Raw genomic sequence first — 1,548 nt, 5'->3', positions numbered from 1 at the left:
CCAAGCTCCGGTGTGGCCGTTCTTCCTATAGTTCGGAGCCCGCTCTTCCGAGCGCTTTGAAAAAAATAGCTGTCAATTTCAGCGCGACAGCCTTGGAACAGACGGCTTCCTTGTTCCTGAAGGCGGCCCGCTTCCGTCTCACCAGCATCCTTGCGAAGGAAAGGCACGCCATGGAAGATCCCTCCATTCGCTCCGGCAACGGTCTCTGCATCTTCGTAAAATTCGACAACGGCATTGATGTGCGGATTTACCTTGTCGTGTGCCTCGCGCGCTAGCCGCGTCAATTCCAAAGGTGTAACTTCGCCCGAATGCACCAGAGAGGCCAAACCGGTGGCATCGTACTCTGCATATTCACTTACCCTCATTTGCATCTATCCTTTCTCCCTTGCCCCGTGTCAGCGAGGGGCATTGGCACGCACAGCGCGATTTTGGATTTTCAACCAGAGCAAAACCAAACTGGAAAACAGCGGTCGTTTTTCCGACGCTGCTACAGTGCAAATCTCGACTAGACGACAGCCACAATCATTTCCGAGTAATGCGGGGTCAAATACTGTTTTGCGATATGATCCATCTGAACGTCAGATGAACACCTGAACTACCGACTTTCGCGCCTGGAAGAATCGCGATGAGGGTCGTCACGGGGCAAGGCGTGGCGCTGACCGCTGCTTGGGCTGACTCGGTTTGCGGATTTCGGCACGCATCGCGGTCCTTTCTGGCGCAGCTTGGCAGGCTTCTCCTTCCATGCGTCCGGAATCTGCCCGCCTTGACGTCGGCCTTCTCGGCGTCGGTATTGCGCTGCTTCGGCGCTGCCACGATGGTGGCATCGACAATCTGGCCGCGCATCGCCAGATAGCCCGCCTTGGCGAGGTGTTTGTCGAAGCGCTCGAACAGGTTCTGGACCGCCTTGGCCTGCGTGAGGTGCTCGCGGAACAGCCAGACCGTCTTGGCGTCCGGCACGCGATCGCCGAGAACCCGGCCCGAGGAAGCGCATGAACGACAGCCGGTCCTGGATCTGGAACTCGGCCTGGTCGTCCGAGATCGTCGAGCGCGACGCCACGTCGGGCGACAGACGACACCGTCTCGCCCGGGAAGGAAGCTCAGAGGTGGCTGCGTTCGTCTGAACAGCTTGCGGGGTTTTGTAAGTGGATTCCGCCTCTGTCATGCCGCAACCGAGATTGGCTGCGACCCGTTGAAGTAGGCCTGATCCGGGGTTTGCGGGTCAAGCGATAGAAGGCCAGATACCGGACAAGGGCTGTCCGGGCCTCCGGCACGCTGGCATAGGCTTGCAAGTAGATCTCCTCGTATTTGATGGGTTCTCCATAGACACTCGACGAAGACGTTGTCGCGCCACGCGCCCTGGCCGTCCATGGAAATGGCGATTTCGGCATCCGCTCTAAGTTTATCTCAAAACGAGATAGCGTCGATCCGCAAACTGAATTTGACGTCGATCTCCGCGACCGATCATAGTTCGGATGCACGTTCTTCGCGGTATCTAGAAAAGGTTCTCAGCCTGTCGGTTCGCCGTTGATTTTCGGCACGAGAGGCTAG

At 57.7% G+C, this 1,548-nt stretch carries 2 protein-coding genes and 2 pseudogenes; 1 reads left to right on the top strand and 3 read right to left on the bottom strand.

Annotated features, from left to right (window positions below; all coding sequences use genetic code 11):
• Together EN853_RS32990 and EN853_RS35035 are read right to left on the bottom strand one after the other, a co-directional pair.
• The coding region (locus EN853_RS32990; RefSeq protein ID WP_245517262.1) for an amidase family protein at positions 1–365 on the bottom strand (365 nt) is incomplete at its 3' end.
• Positions 366–753: 388 nt separating this feature from the next.
• Positions 754–1,042: pseudogene (locus EN853_RS35035) on the bottom strand (transposase); the annotation flags it as partial.
• Between EN853_RS35035 and EN853_RS35250 the strand changes: the two are divergent.
• On the top strand, positions 990–1,121 hold the full coding sequence (locus EN853_RS35250; protein ID WP_281033678.1) for a hypothetical protein: 132 nt from the start codon (positions 990–992) through the stop codon (positions 1,119–1,121). The pseudogene EN853_RS35035 and the gene EN853_RS35250 sit on opposite strands and share 53 nt — an antisense overlap.
• Before the next feature lie 37 nt (positions 1,122–1,158).
• Here EN853_RS35250 and EN853_RS32980 read toward each other — a convergent pair.
• Positions 1,159–1,398 (bottom strand): annotated as a pseudogene (locus EN853_RS32980) (IS3 family transposase); the annotation flags it as partial.
• Positions 1,399–1,548: the final 150 nt, after the last annotated feature.

The organism is Mesorhizobium sp. M1C.F.Ca.ET.210.01.1.1 (assembly GCF_004791585.1).
Classification (GTDB): Bacteria; Pseudomonadota; Alphaproteobacteria; order Rhizobiales; family Rhizobiaceae; genus Mesorhizobium.
Note: the sequence above shows the minus strand (reverse complement) of the source record. Positions and strands in the feature narration are given on the sequence as shown.

Bases quoted from the DNA above. Each gene is read 5' to 3' on its own strand.
- EN853_RS35250 (WP_281033678.1), top strand. From the start codon at position 990: ATGAACGACAGCCGGTCCTGGATCTGGAACTCGGCCTGGTCGTCCGAG.